General features: G+C 28.9%; 16 protein-coding genes. All 16 read left to right on the top strand.

What is annotated here, in order from left to right; translation table 11 throughout:
* The first annotated feature begins 1 nt into the window (after position 1).
* The 16 genes from CRV03_RS03245 (at position 2) to CRV03_RS03175 (ending at position 15552) form a co-directional block, all read left to right on the top strand.
* Positions 2 to 733: a glycosyltransferase gene (locus CRV03_RS03245; RefSeq protein WP_129083713.1), complete on the top strand. Its 732-nt coding sequence runs from the start codon at positions 2 to 4 to the stop codon at positions 731 to 733.
* Complete coding sequence (locus CRV03_RS03240; RefSeq protein ID WP_129083712.1) at positions 730 to 1665, top strand: aldo/keto reductase; 936 nt, start codon at positions 730 to 732, stop codon at positions 1663 to 1665. The genes CRV03_RS03245 and CRV03_RS03240 overlap by 4 nt, the downstream gene beginning before the upstream one ends.
* Positions 1658 to 2047 carry a GtrA family protein gene (locus tag CRV03_RS03235; protein ID WP_164968608.1) on the top strand — a complete coding sequence of 130 codons (390 nt, stop codon included), beginning with the start codon at positions 1658 to 1660 and terminating at the stop codon, positions 2045 to 2047. Before CRV03_RS03240 ends, CRV03_RS03235 begins: the two co-directional genes overlap by 8 nt.
* On the top strand, positions 2040 to 2546 hold the full coding sequence (locus CRV03_RS03230; RefSeq protein ID WP_129083710.1) for a hypothetical protein: 507 nt from the start codon (positions 2040 to 2042) through the stop codon (positions 2544 to 2546). The genes CRV03_RS03235 and CRV03_RS03230 overlap by 8 nt, the downstream gene beginning before the upstream one ends.
* A gap of 10 nt (positions 2547 to 2556) precedes the next feature.
* Positions 2557 to 4407, top strand: coding sequence for an asparagine synthase (glutamine-hydrolyzing) (gene asnB, locus CRV03_RS03225; RefSeq protein ID WP_129083709.1), 1851 nt, complete (start codon positions 2557 to 2559; stop codon positions 4405 to 4407).
* Positions 4400 to 5503, top strand: coding sequence for a glycosyltransferase (locus CRV03_RS03220; protein ID WP_129083708.1), 1104 nt, complete (start codon positions 4400 to 4402; stop codon positions 5501 to 5503). Before asnB ends, CRV03_RS03220 begins: the two co-directional genes overlap by 8 nt.
* A 268-nt stretch (positions 5504 to 5771) precedes the next feature.
* Positions 5772 to 6794: a hypothetical protein gene (locus CRV03_RS03215; RefSeq protein ID WP_164968607.1), complete on the top strand. Its 1023-nt coding sequence runs from the start codon at positions 5772 to 5774 to the stop codon at positions 6792 to 6794.
* On the top strand, positions 6791 to 7795 hold the full coding sequence (locus CRV03_RS03210) for a DUF4238 domain-containing protein (RefSeq protein ID WP_129083706.1): 1005 nt from the start codon (positions 6791 to 6793) through the stop codon (positions 7793 to 7795). Before CRV03_RS03215 ends, CRV03_RS03210 begins: the two co-directional genes overlap by 4 nt.
* Positions 7796 to 7958: 163 nt before the next feature.
* Positions 7959 to 10142: a bi-domain-containing oxidoreductase gene (locus CRV03_RS03205; RefSeq protein ID WP_129083705.1), complete on the top strand. Its 2184-nt coding sequence runs from the start codon at positions 7959 to 7961 to the stop codon at positions 10140 to 10142.
* A complete protein-coding gene (locus CRV03_RS03200; RefSeq protein WP_129083704.1) occupies positions 10126 to 12003 on the top strand; it encodes a heparinase II/III family protein in 1878 nt (625 codons plus the stop codon). Before CRV03_RS03205 ends, CRV03_RS03200 begins: the two co-directional genes overlap by 17 nt.
* Positions 11994 to 13223 carry a glycosyltransferase family 4 protein gene (locus tag CRV03_RS03195; protein ID WP_129083703.1) on the top strand — a complete coding sequence of 410 codons (1230 nt, stop codon included), beginning with the start codon at positions 11994 to 11996 and terminating at the stop codon, positions 13221 to 13223. The genes CRV03_RS03200 and CRV03_RS03195 overlap by 10 nt, the downstream gene beginning before the upstream one ends.
* Positions 13216 to 13809 carry an undecaprenyl phosphate N,N'-diacetylbacillosamine 1-phosphate transferase gene (gene pglC, locus CRV03_RS03190; protein ID WP_129083702.1) on the top strand — a complete coding sequence of 198 codons (594 nt, stop codon included), beginning with the start codon at positions 13216 to 13218 and terminating at the stop codon, positions 13807 to 13809. The genes CRV03_RS03195 and pglC overlap by 8 nt, the downstream gene beginning before the upstream one ends.
* Positions 13809 to 14144 carry a hypothetical protein gene (locus CRV03_RS14315; RefSeq protein WP_309109183.1) on the top strand — a complete coding sequence of 112 codons (336 nt, stop codon included), beginning with the start codon at positions 13809 to 13811 and terminating at the stop codon, positions 14142 to 14144. Before pglC ends, CRV03_RS14315 begins: the two co-directional genes overlap by 1 nt.
* A gap of 4 nt (positions 14145 to 14148) precedes the next feature.
* Positions 14149 to 14316, top strand: a complete 168-nt coding sequence (locus CRV03_RS14310) for a hypothetical protein (protein WP_309109182.1) — start codon at positions 14149 to 14151, stop codon at positions 14314 to 14316.
* A gap of 139 nt (positions 14317 to 14455) precedes the next feature.
* On the top strand, positions 14456 to 15115 hold the full coding sequence (locus CRV03_RS03180) for an acetyltransferase (RefSeq protein WP_129083701.1): 660 nt from the start codon (positions 14456 to 14458) through the stop codon (positions 15113 to 15115).
* Positions 15115 to 15552, top strand: a complete 438-nt coding sequence (locus CRV03_RS03175; RefSeq protein WP_129083700.1) for a MaoC family dehydratase — start codon at positions 15115 to 15117, stop codon at positions 15550 to 15552. The genes CRV03_RS03180 and CRV03_RS03175 overlap by 1 nt, the downstream gene beginning before the upstream one ends.
* Positions 15553 to 15563: the final 11 nt, after the last annotated feature.

Here is a 15563-nt window from a genome sequence, read left to right as displayed (position 1 = left end):
AATGTCAAAACCAAAAATTGAAATAACTATTCCAGTTTTGAACGAGCAAGATACACTCAAAACGCAGATTGAAAAGATCTTAAGTTTTATAAATAAGGAGTGTAATAAATATGGAGAAATTAGATTAGTAATTGCAGATAACGGTTCTACAGATAAAACTCAAGAGTTTTCAAAAGAATTAGAAGCAAATAACTCTCAAATAAGATATTTAAGACTAGAACAAAGAGGAGTTGGAAGAGCACTTAAAGCATCATGGCAAAGTAGTACAGCGGATATAGTTGGTTATATGGATTTGGACTTGGCTACCGATTTAAAACATTTACATCAAGTTTTTGATGCATTATTAAATAAAAATTTTGAAATAGTTGCAGGTACAAGATTAGCAAAAGAGTCTGTCGTTATAGGACGAACTCCCTTAAGAAACTTTACTAGTAAAGTATTTAATAAAATTTTGAATTTTAAATTTAATGGAAATTTTACAGATGGAATGTGTGGATTTAAGTTTTTAAAAAGAACTATATTAAATGATTTAATTAGAAATGGAGCAGATAATGATGGTTGGTTTTTTTCAACAGAACTTTTAGTTGTAGCTGATTATAAGAAGTACAAAATACTTGACTTGCCAGTTGTTTGGACAGATGATCCAAACTCTAAAGTAAAAATTATAAAGTTATCTATTGAGTATCTTAAAGCGATGAATATATTGAAAAAAAGATTGGAAAATAATAAATGAATAATATTGAAAAAAGATTAATTCTGGGAACAGCATTGTGGGGATGGGGTGTTTCAAAAAAAGAAGCTTTTTTAATTTTAGACAATTATGTGGAAAATGGTGGTTTATATATTGATTGTGCAACTAATTATCCAATAAATAAAAATATAAAAGATTATGGTTTGGCTTTATTATGGATAGAAGAGTGGATTAAAATCAATAATAAAAAATTGTTTATAATTGTAAAAGTAGGCTCTATTGATAATTTAGGTACACCTAATTTTGATTTATCAAGCAATAATATATTAACAGTTTCTAAAAGACTTACAGATATTTTTGGTGATTCTTTGGGATGTATATCAGTACATTGGGATAATAGAATAGAAAATAAAGATTTTAAATTAGTACAAGAAACTGTAATTGCTCTAAAAGAAATTAAAGAAAAAAACAATTTATCTATAGGATTATCAGGTATTAAAAATCCAAGATTTTATTATGAAGCGATGCCAGATTTAGTAGATGATTGGATTATACAATGTAAAGAGAATTTTTTAACTCAAGAAGCAAGATTAAATTATCAAGAATATTTTCCCCTTGCAAAATATTATGCATATGGAATCAATATGGGAGGAATTAAACTTTCAGATGAGAAATCAGTTTCAGCACGAATAAGAGAAATTAATTACTCTAGTAAGCTAAAAGAGGTAATATCAACTAGTTTACAAGATAATCAAATCATAGATAATGGTTTAAGTACTGTAAATGACTTAAATATGGCATTCATTTTTCTCAATACTATTTATAACGGAATTATAATAGGTCCTAGAACAGTTGAACAGTTAATTTCAACATTTAAAACATGGGATGTTTTATCCAATTTAGACTCTAATAAATTAAATCAATTAAAATTATTTATAGATAACTTACATTCAAGGATTAAGGAAATTGAATAATATAAAAGAAGTTTTTCGTTATGTTTTAGCAGGATTAATAAATACTGCTGTAGGATATGGAGTCTTCCTTTTTTTGGTTTATTTTATATCTTTAAGTGCATACTATGCAAATGCTATTGGTTATTTTTTTGGTTTATGCACAGCTTTTATTTTAAACAAATATTTTGTATTTAATACAACACATACATCAATTGAACATTTATTTAAATTTGTTATATCTTTTTTTATTGCTTATACTATTAATATATGTGTCTTGTTTATATGTTTGAATATATTAAATTTATCACCTGCTGTAGGACAAATATTTGCTATGTTTTTTTATACGGTAAGTTTTTATATTTTAAATAAGTTTTTAGTTTTTAGGAAGGAAAAAAATGGCTAATTGTTTAAAAAAAATTATTAATGCAGAAGACAATGATATTATTATAACTTGGGGTGGAAGATATAGAGAAGTTGAACAGTCAATATTAGGTATTAACAATGCTAACATTTATGGTGTATGGGGAGAGCCATCTTTTTATCATAATGCAGGACATAGTGATAATCCAGGATTATATATTTTTGGACAAGTATTACATAAAATTTCATTTAAAGATTCAATACCATTTCTTATTGCACTTGCATTTACTTATCTTCCAGGTGTTTTAGTTGTTCCTTACACATATTACTTAGTTGGTCTTATAAGTATGGGGTCTGTGATGTTTATTTTTTATTCAGATAAATATTTATCTATTGTAGAAAATGAGGATAAATATAAATATTCAAGCAGTATTTATTTTTATGGCGCACTATTATATTTGTTTTTTTGCATATTTTACTTACAAAAGACTATTATAGATTCAGGGTACATTAAAATGCTTTTAATAAATCTTCTAAAATAAGGAAAATAAAATGTGTGGAATAACAGGTGCAATAAATTTTAAAAATATTAAAGAAAATGATAAAGAGTATGTAGAAAAATTTAATAGTTCTATCTCTCACAGAGGACCAGATGCAAGTGGAATGTGGAGTGATGAAAATGTGGTTTTTGGACATGTACGACTTTCGATAATAGATTTATCAACAGGTTCAAATCAGCCTATGCTAAGTCATGATGAAGATATTGTAATAGTTTTTAATGGTGAGATATACAATCATGAAGAGATAAAAAAAGAGTTCAAAGATGAGTTTGTATTTAAAACTGATCACTCAGATACTGAAGTGATTATTTATGCTTATAAAAAATGGGGTATAGAAGCTCTGCAAAAGTTTACAGGTATGTTCGCAATAGCTTTATATGACAAGGTTAAACAAAAAGTATATTTAGTAAGAGATAGATTTGGTAAAAAACCTTTTTATTTTACAACGGTAGATGATACACTCTACTTTTCTTCTGAAAATCAAGCTTTTTTTGAAAGTGGACTGATAAAAAAAGAGTTTAATGATGAAGCTATATATCATTATCTTACTTTTTTAACTGTTCCTGCACCGCAAACATTTTTTAAAAATGTATCTAAAATTGAAGCTGGATATTATTATGAGATATCAAGTTCTGGTATGAGTAAACATAAGTATTGGGATATAGCTGATTATCTAAATACCAAGAATAGTTGTAGCTACGATGAAGCTAAGGAACAGACTGAAAAGTTGTTAGAAACTGCTATGAAGTATAGAAATGTAGCTGATGTAACTATCTCTATAGCTCTTAGTGGAGGGCTAGATAGTTCGCTCAATCTTTTTTATACTAAACAAAACAGAAGTGATGAGATATCTACTATAAATATCTCATATGAAAAAACTTCAAAATTTGATGAGTCGGTGATAGCTGAAAAATACTCTAAAGAGATGGGTGTAAAATACTTGCCAAATCAAATCTCAGAGCAAGATTTTATAGACTGGATAGAAGAGTATTTGAGCATCTCAAAAGATATACCAACAGGTGATCCAAATACGGCTTTGATGTATGGTATATCAAAAATAGTAAGAGAAAATGGATTTAAAGTTTTACTTGTGGGAGAAGGTGGAGATGAGATAGGTGGATACCCTATTTATGATAAACTTGTAAAGCTTGATAAGTATATGAAATTTATTCCAGAGAGTTTGTCAAGGATTATTACCAAACTTCCATTTCCAAATAAAATAAAGAAGAAAGTAAACAGTGTTTTAGAAAACCCAGTTTATGCACGAAGGTTTATATTTGGTTTTTCTGAAAATCAAAAATCAAAATTTTGGAAGAAAAATAAAGGTTACGACTCATACAAGATTATCAAAAAGATAAGTGATGAGATAAATATAGACTCTAAAGATAGTTTTTTACGAAAAGTTTTAAATGTAGAATATAAGCTTAGACTTGCAGAACTATTACTTCCAAGAGTTGATTATCCAAGCATGGCTGCAAGTATAGAAGCGAGAAGTCCTTTTATGGATCATACATTGGTGGAATATAGTGCATCACTACCGTGGAGTATAAAAATGAAGCATGGAGCAAAGACTATTATCAAAGATATTGCCAAAGATAAATTACCTGAGTATATTGTAAATGCTCCAAAAGTAGGATTTGGGATGCTTCTAAATCCATTTTTACAAGATACTATGCCAGTGTGGTTTAAAAATGATATTTTAGATAAAAACTCACCTATAAAAGAGTATATCAAAGATGAATTTCTTGAAGATATTTACAGTAAACACTGCCAAAGTAAAAACTATGGGTATCAACTGTGGATACTATATTCACTCAATATTTGGATGGTAAATAATGGATAAAAAACAGATACTATTTTTACTTTCACATCAGCCAAATCCTAGATTTGTAAAGCAGATAAAACACTTAGCTACTTCAAATGATGTAAGTGTGATTTACTTTTATCGTGATTATATGAAAGATTTATCAGATGAGTATAATAGTAGCTGTAAGTTAAATGAAAATATAGCAAGCATATCAAATGGAAACTATCTTCAGCGAATAGGTAAATATTTACAATCTGTACAAAAGTTATACAAAATATTAAAAGTTAATAAATATGATACATTAATTGTAAACAATATAGATACATTGGCATTTTTTAAAATATGTACACTTTTCCAAAAAACTAATACAAAAATAGTGATTGAGATATCAGACCTACGAAGTCATACCTATACAAATAGTTTAAAATCAAAAGTGATGAGAGCAATTGAGCAGTTTATGTTCAGGTTTGTAGATAAGCTTATAGTAACTTCGCCAAAATTTTATGATATGTATTATAGTAAAATATTTAATGGTAAGTGGTTTTTGTTAGAAAATAAACCTTTATCAACTTTATTACCCCAAAAAGTTAAAAAAATAAACAATAATAAAGTTGTTATAGGAATAGTTGGACTTCTTTTGCAGGGAAAACCTTATGAAATACTTTTTGAAACTGTGAAAAATGATGATAGATTTGAAGTACATATATATGGAAAAGGGACTTATCAAAAACTAGTAGAAGAGTATGCATATAAATATAATAATATAAAATATTTTGGAGAGTACAATTTTTTTCAAGATAGTGCAAAGATATATGCGAGTCTTGATATACTTTATATGCCTTATGATACTACTAATGGGTCTTTAAACAACAAGATAGCACTGCCAAACAAACTGTATGAAGCTATGTATTTTCAGGTGCCTATTATTACTAGTAGTGGCACATATTTAGGTGAGCTTGTAGAAGAGTATCGTATAGGTGAGACTATAAAGTGTTGTGATAAAGAAAATCTAATAAAATTTATAGAAAATCTTAACTATAACGAAATTTCTGAGAATTTTAAGAGCTTGCAATCAAATAAATATTTAGCAGATGAAGACTATATAAAATTAGGTGATTTTTTAAATGAATGAGTGGATTCTTTTATACAAAGTAGTTGTTAGTATATTTTTTTTGTTGTTATATATTCATTTATACAAAAAAGTAAAACATACTTTTATTCCAAAATTGATATATTTTTATTATTTTACTTTTTATATGATAGGTGGAACATTCACACTTTTTATTACTGAATTTACTGATATTTTCTATCCAAATTCTGGTTTAAATATAATTACTCCAAGCTTAATGAGTTGGATAATTTATTCAATTCTTGTGTATGTTATACCTTATGTATTTATTATGATAAGCATTGTTTTGTTTGGAAAACAAAACAATGACATAAAGTTTATTAATACTTCAAAATACTTCGTAGTTATAGGTTTAGCTACTATTTATATACTTATGAATGTAGATGTAAATCAAGTATTTTTTAATATTGCTTTTTCTTCATATTCTGAATCTGTGGCTTATAGAGCATCACTAGATTATAGTCCATTTTTTATTTTCTTGGTTAAATCATTTATGTATGTATTGGTATTAGGGGTATCTATCGAGTATTTATTTCAAAAACGAAAAATAACATCTATCTTTGCATTTATTTTTGGACTAGCTTTATTTGGATTATTTGAGCATTTTATTTTTGCAACTAAAAATGGAATGGTTTCAATAGCATTCGCCTACTTAGTAATTATGCTATTTTATTTTAGATTAAAATATTTAATTTTATTTTCTACAATTATAGTTTTGTCTTATTTGACATATTATCAAATTAATATGGGAGAGCATCATGATTTTCAAATTGCTGTACCAATAATAGCTGGTATTACAAGATTTACACAAACTATACCGTATGTTATAGATTATTATATGTTTTTTGATTTTGACTTAAAATACTATTTTTACTCCACTATAATAGGAGATACAATCGTAAACCCTAATATAAAAGTATATGAGCATGTTGTTGATATTTCAAATCAGAAAATTATTGAAGGTACTAATAATGTGTATGGTACTATTACAAGTGGAATAATTGCATATAATTATGCTAATTTTGGACCATTGTCTATAATAAATTCTTTATTTGAATATATATTTATTATGCTTTGTTTTAGATACATAGTTATTAAAAATCAAATATCATCATTTAAAATTGCATTACTCTTTATGATTACTTATTATGTAATGCATTTTGAATTTATTACTATAGTAGCTAATACTTTAGTAGGATTTGCACTTTATGTATTTGTTTATTTTACAAAAAATACTTTACTACCTCAAATACTATTTAGGAAAAAAGTTAAAAGTGGAGAGGTTGGTTTATGAAGAAAGTTAAACGACAACACTATGTACCACAGTTTTATTTAAAAAGATGGCTAAATGATATATCAGATAGTCAAATATGGGTTTATGATAAAAATCTGAAAAAATCATTTTCAAACAGTGTGCAAAGTGTAGCATCGTCAAACTATTTTTATGATTTTCCTGATGTTTCACAAGAACAGATGGATCAAATGTGTGAGAAAATAGAAGAAACCATCAAAGATGAGACTGAAAAAGCAAAAGTATTGGAATACATAACAGGGCAACTTTATGAAAAGTCATTGTCTGAGATAGAAGCTATCAACAGTGAAGTGATAAAAGGTATCATTAAAAGAGTTGAAGATGTAAGAGCATTGCCATTAGATTATTTCATAAAACATCAATTTATAAAGATAGAAGATATAGTAGAATTGTCATTTTTCATCGCATTACAACACACTAGAACTACTGAAACAAGAATAGTATTTGAACAGTTTACACAGCAGTTTGGAAAACATCTTGCAGGTACGATGATAGATAATATTGATAAAATAGAACAAGATGAAGAGTTAAAAAAAAAGTTAGGTGAAGATAGCTTTAAAGAGTATATAGAAAGTGTTAGAAGTGGTAAGTTTGGAAAAGATTCTTTTAGTGTAAGTGTTGATGAAAAATATACAAAAATACAACATCTTAGAATGATGTTTGATATCGCAGAAGATATTGAAAATATCATAATGTACTATAAGTGGATATTTTGTGTAAATAATAGTGAAATACCATTTTTTACATGTGATAATCCTGTAGTAAAAAAAGCAAATCTAAATCATATACTTTATTCAAATGGATTTAATAGTAAAGGGATAGAGATTTACTATCCTATAAGTCCTAAATATTCTATATGCATTATCGAGCCATCATACTTAGAACAAAAAGCACCTGATTTGTTAGATAGAACTATATGGAATTTTTCAAAAGAGAATGTGATTCACTACAATGACCTAATAGTGAAAAATACGACTTCATAAATATACTCAAATAAAAATGATTTTAGTTGGGTAGAAAAAAGGCTTAGTGATACTCCAAGTGTGGGAGATAAAAGTAGGAAAAGAATAACATTTGAAGATATTGGTGGTGAGAGATGAAAAAAATGATTGCATTAGATAATAAAATAAGAGGAGTAAACGAAACATGAAACAACTACTACAAGACCTTAAAAAAGGTGAGATACTACTAGAAGAGATACCTCTTCCAAATTGTGGAGCAAATGAAGTATTAATAAAAACAGAGAGAAGTCTTATATCTCCTGGTACTGAAAGAATGCTTTTGGAGTTTGGTAGAGGCTCTTACATACAAAAAGCTAAAGCTCAACCAGATAAAGTAAAAATGGTACTTGATAAGATAAAAACAGATGGTCTTGTACCTACACTTGAAACTGTATTTGCTAAGCTTGGTGAGCCTATGCCTTTGGGGTATTGTAATGCTGGAACTGTTATTGAAGTTGGTCGTAATGTCACAGAGTTTAAAGTAGGTGATAGAGTCGTCTCAAATGGTGCTCATAGTGAGGTAGTAGCTGTAGGGAAAAACTTAGTTGCTAAAATACCTGATAATGTATCTTTTGAACAAGCTTCTTTTACTGTGATAGCTTCAATTGCTTTACAAGGGATAAGATTATTTCAACCTACACTTGGAGAAAAAGTAGTAGTAATTGGTCTTGGGCTTATTGGTCAAATTACTATGGAGTTTTTAAAAGCAAATGGATGTGAGGCAATAGGTGTAGATATAGACAATGGTAAAGTAGAACTTGCAAGAACAAATGGCTTTATAGCATTAAATCCAGCTAACGGAGAAGACCCTATATCTTTTGTGGCAAATCATACAGATGAGATAGGTGTAGATGGTGTAATCATCACAGCTGCTACTAAATCAAATGGACCATTAGAGCAAGCTGCAGAGATAACTAGAAGAAAGGGTAGAATAGTAGCTGTTGGTGCTATAGGTATGAACATACCACGACCACCATTTTATGAAAAAGAGATAGCGTTTCATATATCTAGCTCTTATGGACCAGGAAGATATGATGATAAGTATGAGGTAGAAGGGATAGACTATCCAGTAGGATATGTAAGATGGACTGAAAATAGAAATTTTCAAGCTATACTTCAACTTCTTTCATCTGGAGGACTTAATTTTGATTATCTTGTAACACATAAGTATAAATTCACAGATGCACCGAAAGCTTATAATGAGATACTTAACAATCGTGATGCTTTAGGTGTAGTTCTAGAGTATGAAACAAAAGAAAACGTAAAAATTGAACGAAAAGTAAATCTTATAACTTCAAATAGCAGTGCAATATCAAGTGAAGTTGGAATTGGTGTGATAGGAGCAGGAAACTTTACAAAATTGATAGTTCTTCCTATCCTTAAAGATTCAACTGCAAAACTTATAGGGGTATCTAGCAGTAAAGGACTTTCTAGTTCACTTGCAGCTAAAAAGTTTGGATTTGAGTATAGTACGACGGACTATAAAGAGCTTTTAAAAGATGAAAAGATAAATACTATCTTTATAACTACTAGACATAACAATCATGCTTCTTTAGTTGTAGAATCATTAGAAGCTGGAAAAAATTTATTTGTAGAGAAGCCGCTTGCTGTTGACATCAATCAGTTAGCAGAGGTAGTGAAATGTTGTAATAAATTAGCAATTGAAAACAGACTTCCTAAACTGATGGTAGGGTTTAATAGAAGATTTTCACCATTTATCCAAGATATATATATGAAGACAAAAGGTAGAAGTAGTGGTCTTGCTATGAATATGATTATCAATGCAGGAGTTTTACCAAAAGATCTTTGGGTGCATGACCCTATTGTAGGTGGTGGTCGTATTATTGGTGAGGGGTGTCACTTCATAGATACTATGAGCTTTTTAGCAAATAGTGAAGTTGAGTCTGTAAGTAGTGTAGCACTAAATAGCCAAAAAGAGTTATCTATAAAAAATGATAATGTAATATTAAATCTTAGATTTAGAGATGGCTCAATAGGAACTCTTAGTTATCTTGCAAATGGAAATAAATCATATCCAAAAGAGCAGATGAATCTTTTTTGTGAAGGAAAAGTTTTTGAGCTAGATAATTATAAAAAAGTAAATGCTTATGGCGCAAGTAGTATGAAAAAATGGAATCAAGATAAAGGACACAAAGATGAGATGGTAGGGTTTGTACAGAGTATCAAATCTTCAAAAGAAAATCTTATATCTTTTGAGTCATTAGTAAATACTACACTTGCAACATTTGCACATGTACGATCACTTGAAGAAAATAGAGTGGTTCAAATAAATGAACTAGAAGATGAGTTAAATGAGCTTATTAAATAAAATCAAACCAATATATGAATACATCAAGCTTATGGGGTTTGATTGGTTTGTGTTTAGAGTAAAGTATGAGATACTAAGAAAGATAAACTATTTTGATAAAGTAAATGATAGGATACTTAAAAAAGTATCTAATTATAATATAGAAAAGTTTTACTATAAAAAAATTGGTTTAATTAATAATGATTTTATAGACAGAAAATCATTCATACAAAAAGCAGATAATGCTATTGAGGGTAAGATATTTGCTTTTTCAAATGAGTATTTTGATTATAGTGAAGACGGAAACGTCAATTGGCAGATGAATCCTATATCAAAAGTTAAGGCAAATAATACACTATCATGGAATAAATTGCCAGACTTTGGAGAGTATGGAGATATAAAGCTTATATGGGAAGCTTCTAGGTTTCCTCAAGTGTATTATTATATAAATGCTTATAGTACTACAAAAGATGAAAAATATGCTAAACAATGCATAGCTCAGATATTAGACTGGATAGAAAAAAATCCATATCCTCAAGGTGTTAATTATAAATGTGGTCAAGAAATAAGTTTTAGAGTATTTGCTTGGATAAATGCACTTGAATATTTTAGAGAGTTTTTTACTAAAGAAGATGAACAAAAAATAGTAAAAAGTATTTATACTTCACTTTTAAGAATAGATGCAAATATAGATTATGCTGTAAAATCAGTTAAAAATAATCACTCTATAAGTGAAGCTGCTGGACTTTTTATAAGTGGACTTATATTCTCACAATTTAAGGAATCAAAGTATTTTATAAATAAAGGATTGAAGTATTTACTAAAAGAAACATCATATCAAGTATATAGTGATGGTTCATATATTCAGCATTCATTTATTTATCAACGACTTACTTTAGATGTACTTTCTTTTGTGATGGTTGTATCAAAAAAGATGAATTATAACTTACCAATAGAACTAGAGCAACGACATCAACAAATGATAGAGTTTTTAAACTCGTTTATTCAAGAAAATGGATGGCTTCCAAATTATGGTTCAAATGATGGAGCAAATTTATTTCCACTAACAGGTGATAACTATAGAGATTTTAGAAGTAGTTTAAACTTTGCTAGTGTAGTAAATAGAGGTTGTAGTCTGTTTGATGATAATAAAAAGTTAGTAGAATATTTTTTTTTAGAAGATAAAGAAATTAAAGAGTTAAATAAAAAAATAAAATTTGATGATGGTGGATACTACATATTAAAAAACAAAAACTTTTTTAGCTTTCTTAGATGCCACAGCTACAAAGATAGACCCGCTTCAAACGATATGTTTCATCTTGATGTTTGGAGTGATAATAAGAATATATTTTGTGATGCAGGGTCGTATTCCTACAACACTGATAAAAAGTTTAAAAATAATTTCATAGGAGTAGTTGGTCATAATACTGCGATGATAAATAATTCAAATCAGATGGCTCAAGTATTGAACTTTGGATATTCAAATTGGACAAAAGCAAAATGTATTTATTTTGATGAAAATCATTTTTTAGGTGAGAATTATGCATACAAAAAAGAGCTTGGAGTAGTTCAAGAAAGAGATATAAAACTAGAAAATGATAAAATAATAGTAATAGATAATATAAAGAATATTAAAGAGAATACAAACATTAAGCAAATTTGGAATACAAAGTTTGATGTAGAGAAAATTGATGAATATAGCTTGAAGGTTGATGAGTATATTATTTCTTCAAATATAAAGTGCAAGCTAGAAACCAGCTATATGTCTGATTATTATAACTCTTATGATAAGGGGGTTAGAATAAGTTTTGAGATTGATACTTTTAAAGATTTTGAGATAAGAACTATAATAAAAAAGAGGACTAACACTATATGCGAATAACACTTTTTCATCAATATTTTTTAGGGAAGAATGACCCAGGTGGTTCAAGATGGAATGAATTTACATCTTTTTTTAGTAAAAAGGCAGGGTTTAAAACAAATGTTATAGCTGGGAATATTCACTATGCCACAGGAAAAAAGATACTTTCAAATACTTGGTCAAATACTGAAAAAATAGAGAATAATATTACTTTATATCGTACTTGGACTTATTCTGGGTACAATAGTAACTTTGTAGGTCGAGTGATAGGGTATCTTTCATATACCTTCTCTTCACTTATAAAAGCACTGTTTCTAAAAAAACCTGATGTGTATATTGTAACTTCACCTTCTATTTTTGTAGGGATTAGTGCAATAATAGTTTCGAAACTAAAAAGAGTACCCTTTATCTTTGAAGTAAGAGACTTGTGGCCAGAATCAGCTGTAGCAACTGGTGTATTAAATAATAAGATTTTATTAAAAATTTTATATTGGTTAGAGCATAGACTTTATAAATATAGTAAAAAAATAGTTGTACTCACACCTGCTTTTAAAGAAAATATAGAAAAAAGATATCCAGAGTTTATAGATAAAATAGAGATTATTACAAATGGTGCTGATTTTTCTATAATGGGGGAAGAGCATAAAGGAAGTGAATTAAGAAAAAAATTTGGTTGGGGTGACAAAAAAGTATTTACTTATCTTGGAGCCCATGGTGTAGCAAATGACCTTATACAAGTAGTAGAAGCTGCAAAGGCTTTTAAAGAATATGATAATATTCACTTTGTACTTATTGGTGATGGTATGCAAAAAAAGCTTTTAAAACAAAAAGCTAGTGAGTATAATCTTAAAAACATAGAGTTTATAGACTCAGTACCTAAGCATGAAGTAGTGGACTATATAAATTCAAGTGATTTATGTATGGCAATACTCAAGAAGACTGATACTTTTAAGACAGTATACCCCAATAAGGTATTTGACTATATGAGCTGTAGAAAGCCAGTATTTGTAACTATAGATGGTATAACAAGAGATTTAATAAATGAAGCAAAGTGTGGGCTCTATGCAGAACCTGAAAACTTAGAAGAGTTTAAAAAAGTAGTTGATAAGTTTTTAAGTATGAGTGATACAGAACTAAAAGATTTTGGAGAAAATGGTTACAAGTATGTAAAAGAAAAGTTTGATAGAGAGAAATTAGCTGAACGCTATATTGAATTAATTAAAGAGGTTTCAAATGCTTAAATCAATATTTGATAAACTTTTAGCACTTTTTTTAATAATACTATTTTCTCCTATTTATATAGTAGTTAGCATATTAATTTTATTAAAAATGGGTAGACCAATTTTATTTAGACAAAAGAGACCAGGCTATAAAGAAAAGATATTTGGTATATATAAGTTCAGAACTATGACAAATGATAAAGATGAAGATGGAAATCTTCTTCCCGATGAAAAAAGACTTGTAGGTATAGGAAAGTTTATAAGAAGTACAAGCTTGGATGAACTTCCACAACTTTTCAATGTGATAAAAGGAGAGATGAGCTTCGTGGGTCCTAGACCACTTCTTATAGAATATCTTGATCTATACAATGAAACTCAAAAAAGAAGACATGATGTAAAGCCAGGTATTACAGGATGGGCTCAAGTAAATGGACGAAATGCTATATCTTGGGAGCAAAAGTTTGACTATGATGTATGGTATGTGGAAAATCAATCCTTTGCTTTAGATATGAAGATACTTTGGATGACATTTTTAAAAGTAGTAAAAAGAAGTGATATAAGCTCTTCAAGTAGTGTTACTATGGAAAAGTTTACGGGAAGTAAGTGATGGGTAAAAGTATCTATATTTATGGTACAAGTAGTCAAAGGCTTGTATCAGCTGATATAGCTTCATCTTGTGGGTATGATGATATTATATTTGTAGATGATGAGGAAAACGAATATCCATCATTTGATGATATAAAAAGAACCAACGGTATTTACATGACCTTTGCTATATGTAGTAATGCTATACGAGCAAAATTATATGAAAAAGTTCAAAGTAATGGCTTTGAGATAGTTAGTTTGATACACCCAAGTGTCATAATATTTCCAAGTGCTACTATTGGCAAGGGAACTTGTGATGCCAAATGTAGTAGTAAATGCAAAAGTTGTCATATGTGAGGGTGTGATACTCAATACCTTTTGTGTAGTAAAACATGAACGTGCGATAGAAAACTTTGTGCATATCTTCCCAAAAGTAGCACTTACAGAAGATGTAAAAGTGGGTGAATTTACTGATATTGGAAATTGTTCTAATGTGATACAAGGTATAATAATAGGAAAAATGCAATAGTAGGAGGTGAATGTATGGTTGTACGAAATATTGATGATAATCAAAAAGTTGTGGGCGTTCAAGTACGGTTGTTACCTTCAGCTTTAAATAAGAGGGGGATAAATAGTAGTTTTTATTTTCCAACTTCAAGGAAACCTTCATGAATAATGTTTATGGTATTTATGGGGCAAGTGGTTTTGGAAAAGAAGTTTTACCATTGGTCAAAGAACAGTTTGGAGTTGAATCTAAGATTGTTTTTGTAGATGATGGTAATGTTCCAAATAAACTCTTAGGATGTGATATTTTAAATTTTGAGCAGTTTGTAAATCATAATGGTAAAAAAAGAGTTACGATAGCTATAGCAAACAGTAAGATTAGAGAGAAACTTACTGTAAAGTGTCTTGAAAAAGGCATTGAAATTTTTGATGTAAAAGCTTCAAACTGTGTTGTGTTAGAAGATGAAAAAATGGGTGAAGGTTCTATACTTTGTCCTTTTGTTACACTCACTTCTGACATAACTATTGGTAAGAGTTTTCAAGCAAATATCTATAGCTATGTAGCCCATGATTGTGTAATAGGCGACTATGTTACTTTTGCACCAGCTGTAAAGTGTAATGGAAATGTTCATGTAGGTGACCATGCTTATATAGGAACAGGTGCTATTATCCACCAAGGAAAACCTAATCGACCTTTGAGAATAGGTAAAGGTGCAGTAGTAGCTGCAGGTGCTGTTGTGACAAAAAGTGTACCAGATGGTATGACTGTATTTGGTAACCCTGCTATTGAATTTACCAAAGAAAATATAAAGAGGAGAACATAATGTCTAGCTCTTTAGTTTTTAATCAAGTACCCATTGATGAGATACAACAGGGAATGGAAGTAAGTTATAGCCAAACTATAACAGATGCAGATGTAAAAGCATTTGCAGGAATATCTGGAGATAGAAATCCTGTGCATATGGATGATGAGTATGCTCAAGACTCAAGATTTAAAAAACGAATAGCCCATGGGATGATGTCTGCATCATATTTTTCAGCACTTTTTGGTACAAAAATACCAGGTAAGGGGTGTGTATATGTTGCTCAAAGTTTACAATTTAAAAGACCTGTGTATCTTGGAGATACAGTTGTAGCAACCGCAACAGTTACAAAAGTAGATTTAGATAAAAGAAGAGTATTTTTTAGAACAACTTGTAAAGTAAAAAATAAAATAGTAATAGATGGAGAAGCGGAACTTTATGTTCCCAAAGATAAATAGAATTAGGAAAG

The organism is Arcobacter sp. F155 (genome assembly GCF_004116455.1).
Lineage (GTDB): Bacteria > Campylobacterota > Campylobacteria > Campylobacterales > Arcobacteraceae > Halarcobacter.
Note: the sequence above shows the minus strand (reverse complement) of the source record. Positions and strands in the feature narration are given on the sequence as shown.